Origin of the sequence: Enterobacter mori LMG 25706 (genome assembly GCF_000211415.1) — a bacterium.
GTDB classification, from domain to species: Bacteria; Pseudomonadota; Gammaproteobacteria; order Enterobacterales; family Enterobacteriaceae; genus Enterobacter; species Enterobacter mori.
The window spans coordinates 564,999-571,212 of the sequence record NZ_GL890775.1 but is presented as its reverse complement, the minus strand read 5'-3'; the positions used below and the strand labels follow the sequence as shown (position 1 = coordinate 571,212).

At 54.6% G+C, this 6,214-nt stretch carries 7 protein-coding genes; 5 read left to right on the top strand and 2 right to left on the bottom strand.

Annotated features, from left to right (window positions below; all coding sequences use genetic code 11):
- Together ENTMO_RS26485 and ybiO are read left to right on the top strand one after the other, a co-directional pair.
- A partial coding sequence (locus ENTMO_RS26485) for an ATP-binding cassette domain-containing protein (protein ID WP_010428914.1) occupies window positions 1–303 on the top strand: 303 nt, incomplete at its 5' end.
- A gap of 125 nt (window positions 304–428) precedes the next feature.
- On the top strand, window positions 429–2,642 hold the full coding sequence (ybiO, locus tag ENTMO_RS0107775; RefSeq protein WP_010428911.1) for a mechanosensitive channel protein: 2,214 nt from the start codon (window positions 429–431) through the stop codon (window positions 2,640–2,642).
- 45 nt (window positions 2,643–2,687) lie between these two features.
- Here the strand turns inward: ybiO and rlmF are convergent, their stop codons facing one another.
- Window positions 2,688–3,599 carry a 23S rRNA (adenine(1618)-N(6))-methyltransferase RlmF gene (gene rlmF / locus ENTMO_RS0107770; RefSeq protein ID WP_010428908.1) on the bottom strand — a complete coding sequence of 304 codons (912 nt, stop codon included), beginning with the start codon at window positions 3,597–3,599 and terminating at the stop codon, window positions 2,688–2,690.
- Between the two features lie 244 nt (window positions 3,600–3,843).
- On the opposite strand from rlmF, the gene mcbA reads away from it, so the two are divergent.
- The 3 genes from mcbA (at window position 3,844) to ybiJ (ending at window position 5,046) form a co-directional block, all read left to right on the top strand.
- A complete protein-coding gene (gene mcbA / locus ENTMO_RS0107765) occupies window positions 3,844–4,107 on the top strand; it encodes a DUF1471 family periplasmic protein McbA (protein WP_010428903.1) in 264 nt (87 codons plus the stop codon).
- Between the two features lie 126 nt (window positions 4,108–4,233).
- Entirely contained in the window at window positions 4,234–4,500 is a 267-nt protein-coding gene (locus ENTMO_RS0107760; RefSeq protein ID WP_010428900.1) for a DksA/TraR family C4-type zinc finger protein, read from the top strand.
- A 285-nt stretch (window positions 4,501–4,785) separates the two neighbouring features.
- Window positions 4,786–5,046, top strand: a complete 261-nt coding sequence (gene ybiJ, locus ENTMO_RS0107755; RefSeq protein ID WP_029485014.1) for a DUF1471 family protein YbiJ — start codon at window positions 4,786–4,788, stop codon at window positions 5,044–5,046.
- A 113-nt stretch (window positions 5,047–5,159) separates the two neighbouring features.
- On the opposite strand, the gene ybiB is transcribed toward ybiJ, so the two are convergent.
- Entirely contained in the window at window positions 5,160–6,122 is a 963-nt protein-coding gene (gene ybiB / locus ENTMO_RS0107750) for a DNA-binding protein YbiB (RefSeq protein WP_010428894.1), read from the bottom strand.
- Between the last annotated feature and the right edge of the window lie 92 nt (window positions 6,123–6,214).

Here is a 6,214-nt window from a genome sequence, read left to right as displayed (position 1 = left end):
CAGCAGCAGCGCGTGGCGATTGCCCGCGCGCTGGCGGTGAAACCGAAGATGATGCTGTTTGATGAGCCGACCTCCGCGCTCGACCCGGAGCTGCGCCACGAGGTGCTGAAAGTCATGCAGGATCTGGCCGAAGAAGGGATGACAATGGTGATCGTGACCCACGAAATCGGCTTTGCTGAGAAAGTAGCATCCCGCCTGATCTTTATTGATAAAGGCCGTATTGCACAGGACGGTAACCCGCAAGAGCTTATTGCTAACCCGCCGGGGCAGCGTTTGCAGGAGTTCCTCCAGCACGTCTCCTGATCCCTCGCGTCACACCGAGCCGGGCCCTGCCCGGCTTTTTTACGCCAGATTGTTCCCAAAAATTCCCCTCCGCGCCTCGACTTCTATACTTATCATTTTGTTCGACATTTTCACCGGAGGGCGCCGTGCCGTGGATCCTGTTGCTGTTGATTAGCCTGTTTAGTGCGCCATCGTTCGCCGTCGCGATCCCCGGCGTCACCACCGGAACCACCGCGACTAAGGAAAGTACGCCGCCACCGGAGCCCGATGTCGAAAAGAAAAAAGCCGCCTACGGCGCCCTTGCCGACGTGCTGGAAAACGACGCCGCCCGGCAAGAGTTAATCGGTGAGCTTCGTAAAGTCGCCGCCACGCCATCCCAGGAGGCCGTTCCGGCCATCACTCCGCCCCAGGTGGAGGAGCAAAAAACAGTGCTGGAAAACGTCACCGACGTGAGCCGCCACTATGGGGAGGCCCTCTCCTCTCGTTTTGCGCAGCTATACCGTAACCTGATTGGCTCTCCGCATAAGGCCTTTAATCCCCAGACCTTTTCCACTGCCGTCACGCAGTTTTTAATGCTGGCCGCCGGCGTGTTTATTTTTTACTGGCTGGTGCGCCTGTGTGCCTGGCCGCTGTACCGCAAGATGGGTGTCTGGGGGCGGAAAAAAAACCAGCATAAAAGCAGCTGGCTGCACCTCCCGGCGATGGTTGCCGGAGCCTTTATCATCGATTTACTGCTGCTGGCACTGACGCTGTTTGTCGGTCAGATCCTGGCCGATCGCCTCAATACGGGCAACAAAACCATTGCCTTCCAGCAGGCGCTCTTCCTCAATGCATTTGCGCTCATCGAATTTTTTAAAGCGGTGCTGCGCGTCATCTTTTGCCCGCGCGTGCCTGAACTTCGCCCTTTTAATATTAAGGATGAGAGCGCGAAATACTGGGCCGTGCGGTTAAGCGTGCTCAGCGGCCTGATTGGCTACGGCCTGCTGGTGGCCGTGCCAATCATCTCCAACCAGGTCAACGTGCAGTTTGGCGCACTGGCGAACGTGCTGATTATGCTCTGTATTACCGTCTGGTCGCTGTATCTTATCTTTCACAATAAAAAGGCGATCACCGAAAGCCTGCTGCATTTGGCCGACCGTTCCCTCTCCTTCTTCAGCCTGTTCATCCGCGCCTTCGCGCTGGTGTGGCACTGGCTGGCGAGCGCCTACTTTATTGTGCTCTGCTTCTTCTCGCTGTTTGACCCGGGAAATAGCCTGAAATTTATGATGGGGGCGACGTTCAAAAGCCTGGCGATTATCGGCGTTGCGGCTTTTGTGTCTGGCCTGCTGTCCCGCTGGATCTCGAAAACCATCACCCTCTCACCGCAGGTACAGCGGAACTACCCTGAACTGCAAAAGCGCGTGAACGGCTGGATGTCGGTATCACTTAAGGTGGCGCGGATTTTGACCGTCTGCGTGGCGATTATGCTACTGCTGAACGCCTGGGGACTGTTTGATTTCTGGAACTGGCTGCACAACGGCGCGGGTGAAAAAACGGTCGATATTCTGATTCGTATCGCGTTGATCCTGTTCTTCTCCGCCGTCGGCTGGACGCTGCTGGCGAGCCTTATCGAAAACCGTCTGGTGTCCGATATTCACGGCAGGCCCCTGCCCAGCGCGCGGGCAAGAACGCTGTTAACGTTGTTCCGCAACGCGCTGGCGGTGATCATCAGCACCATCACCATCATGATTGTACTCTCGGAGATCGGCGTGAATATCGCCCCGCTACTGGCGGGTGCCGGAGCCCTGGGGCTGGCGATCTCCTTCGGCTCACAAACGCTGGTGAAGGATATTATTACCGGTATCTTTATTCAGTTTGAGAACGGGATGAACACGGGCGACCTGGTGACCATCGGGCCGCTGACCGGCACCGTTGAGCGAATGTCCATCCGCTCCGTCGGCGTGCGTCAGGACACCGGTGCATATCACATTATTCCGTGGTCATCGATTACCACCTTCGCTAACTTCGTGCGCGGGATTGGTTCCGTTGTGGCGAACTACGATGTGGATCGCCACGAGGATGCGGACAAAGCGAAGCAGGCGCTGCGGGATGCGGTAGAAGAGTTGATGCAGATGGACGATATTCGCGGGCTGGTGATCGGTGAACCGTCGTTTGCCGGGATTGTCGGGCTGACGAATACCGCATTCACCCTGCGCGTTTCGTTCACCACCCAGCCGCTGAAGCAGTGGACGGTGCGTTTTGCGCTCGACAGCATGGTGAAAAAGCACTTTGATCTGGCGGATGTGCGGATGCCGGTGCAGACGTATCAGGTATTGCCGCCGACCGCATCGCCGCTGCCACCGCAGGAGCCGACGCTGTAACCGAGCCGGGTGGCGGCTTCGCCTTACCCGGCTTACGACGGGGTACTATTTGCGACGTTTGTTATTGTCCATAAACGTCCAGGCAATAAAGCGGCTCTGTTTCTGGCCTTGCGACATCTCTTTCTTCACCACTTTCACCGCACCGGCTTCGGTCAAGGCGCGGTAGAGCGGCGGCAGGTTATCGCCGCGCGACACCAGCGAGGTAAACCACTTCACCTGACGGCCGAACTGTTTACTTTCTGCAATCATGCGCAGGATAAACGCGACTTCGCCCCCTTCACACCAGAGCTCCTGCTGCTGGCCGCCAAAGTTCAGTGCGGCATCTTCCGCCTGCCCCAGGTTACGGCGCTTACGCTCGCTGCCTGCGCGTGCTGTCGCAGCAGAATCATGGAACGGCGGATTACACATCGTGGCATCGTACTGTTCGTTCTTATGAATAATGCCGTTGAAGATGGATTTGTCATCTTTCTGACGACGTAAACGGATCGCCCGGGTTAAACCAGGATTCGCGTTAATAATCGCCTGCGCACTGGCGAATGCCTCAGTGCCAATTTCACTGCCGGTAAAACGCCATTGATATTCATGCGCGCCAATGAGCGGGTAAATCAGGTTTGCCCCGGTGCCAATATCCAGAATTGTCGCCTGCTGTGGAACGACGCCATCATTCCCTTCCGCAAGAAGATCGGCGAGGTAATGGACGTAATCTGCGCGGCCAGGCACGGGTGGGCAAAGAAAGCCTTCGGGAATATCCCAGTGCGTCACGCCATAAAAATGGGCCAGCAGCGCTTTGTTCAGCGTTTTGACCGCCAGAGGATCGGCAAAGTTGACCGAGGGTTCACCCGCTGGCGTCTGTACAATAAAGTCCTGCAACTGAGGGCAGCTCAGGCACAGCGCTTTCATGTCATAGCGGCTGTTATGGCGGTTACGCGGGTGCAATCCCGGCTTTTGGGCAGTCATGGCATTCTCCTTTCAACAGCGGCGTAAGATACCCTTTGCGGACCCAACGGTAAATAACTGTCTGCCCAACGCAAAAACACACCGGAAATCAGTCACCTTTATGTCTATGATCTGTCAGCAAATTGTCAATTTACATCGTTCAAAAAATAAGCAGATCATCATCAAATTTTTGCGCTAAATCACACTCGTCAGGCTTCTAAACTTAAAGGGAATCACCTGTTGTTTCCCCCCTGAGGATGTGATTATGAAAAGATATATGACCCTTGTTGTCGCGGGCGCACTGGCAGCCGCATCTTTCTCTGCCTGGTCTGTTCAGTCACTGAATGAAAGCACAGACACCAGCCAGCTGCGTGCTGCCGGTACCGTCTCCGTCAGTCGCGCGAGTAACCTTGACGATCTCCAGGATAAGCTGGCTGAAAAAGCACGTCAGGAAGGTGCCAAAGGTTTTGTGGTGAATTCCGCTGGCGGCGATAACCACATGTATGGCACAGCAACCATCTACAAATAACCGTTCGACCTTCCTCACGACTGCATCTGCCCCAACAGATGCGGTTTCTTTATTCCCGTCTTGACCGTACGATTTTTAACCCCACATTAGCGTTATGTGTTTTATAAAACCAAACAGGAGAACGCCATGGCTTCCGGTTGGGCAAATGACGACGCCGTAAACGAACAGATCAACAGTACGATTGAAGATGCTGTAGCCCGCGCTCGCGGTGAATTACCGCGCGGTGAAAGCCTGCAGGAATGTGAGGAGTGTGGCGACCCCATTCCCGAGGCGCGGCAAAAAGCCATTCCTGGAGTAAGGTTATGCATCACCTGCCAGCAGGAGAAAGATTCAAAAAATACTTCACATTCGGGATATAATCGCAGAGGATCGAAAGATAGCCAGTTACGTTGACTTTCCTTTACCTAAGTCAACGGAGCAAGCGAATATGTTTACGCTCACGAATTTTCGTACGTCGCGTAGCAAAATGTGCCCTTCATCTTCTCTCTGTAAAGCGCATCGATAAGAACTGTAAAGCGCCCTTGTGAATTTATTAATATTCAATAACTTATTTGTCATTCAATTTTTTTGATTGACCACGTCAATTCTCTTCGATTTTATCTCTTAAGAAAAACCGTGATACTTATCACATCGACGGAACATCGTCCCTTTATCAGAATAACCTGCGAGAGATTAATTATGAAAACCATCAAATATGCTGTAGCTGCTGTTGCCCTGTCTGCTCTGTCTTTCGGCGCTTTCGCTGTAGAGCCAGTGTCTTCTACTCAGGCACAGAACATGAATAAAGTGGGTGTGGTAAGTGCTGAAGGCGCGACCACGCTGGACGGTCTTGAAGCCAAACTGGCTGAGAAAGCTGCTGCTGCAGGCGCAAGCGGATACACCATCACCTCCGCTAACGGCAATAACAAACTGAGCGGCACTGCGGTTATCTACAAATAATCGAACGATTTATGCTCCACCCTCACCGTACCCTCTGGTGAGATGCTCCACCCTCATTGACCCTGTTGTTACCCTTTGTTTGCCCGTCCGCCACTGGACGGGCTTTTTTTTGCTTAAAACGACTGCGCCACGCGCTGCAGTCCGGCTTCGACGGTTTCTACCTCGCCCGTAGCCAGTAAACAGCAGGCCATTTGCAACCTGATGGAGTGCGGAACGGGGGCATTGCCCGCCAGACACTCAACGATCCAGTGCGCGGTGGTGTGCGGATCTTTTGCCGGTGGCAGGACCACATCCCTGTTCTCTTCCCCTCGTTCAAGCACTGCACGCGAACCAGCAGAATCAATCAACATGATTTGCGGGCAGCGCAGTGGGTTGGCATGCGCCTCTCCTTCCGTTCCGTGCATCAATAACGCCCGTCCGCCAATGTCCTCAAAGAACTTGCCAACACGCGTCACGTACTCCGGGTGCGACACGCTGGAAAGACGCAGGGCCGCGTCTTCATTAAACGGCGTGGCCAGTTTCGCCAGCGTGTGAGCACTGTTACGCACCCCCATACGCCAGCGCATTTCAAGCTGTTTTTCCAGCGGCGGGCAGAGCGCGCGTACCGGAATATAGACTGGCTGATGCCCGTCCAGCTTCGCCTGTGCCTGCCCGGCGTGCAGCGTTGGCTCAATCCCCAGCAGTTCAAAGATCGTTTCCGTCAGCACCCGAGTGGGATCTTCACTCACGCCGTGCACCACGACCGGGAATCCAAGCTTATGCAGCAAAATCGCCAGCAGCGGCGTGAGGTTAGCCTGCTTACGCGCGCCGTTATAGCTGGGAATAACAATCGGCATCGGTTTAGCGACGGGCGGCGTTAAGCGCAGCGTTTGCGACTGCATCGCATCATAGAAACCGCGCATTTCGGCTTCGCCTTCGCCCTTAATACGCAGGGCAATCAGGATACCGCCCATCTCCAGCTCGGGAACATCACCGTTGAGCATATGGGTGTACAGGGCACGGGCCGTTTCCTGATCCAGGTCACGGGCGTGATTTTTCCCTCGCCCTACCTCTTTGATAATTTTGCGATAATCCACGACATCTCTCCTTACGACTCTTTGCAGTTACTATAGCCCTGATAAATGCCTGCCGGGTAATCATTTTCCTCTCCCGCAAGCCTGCGAAAATG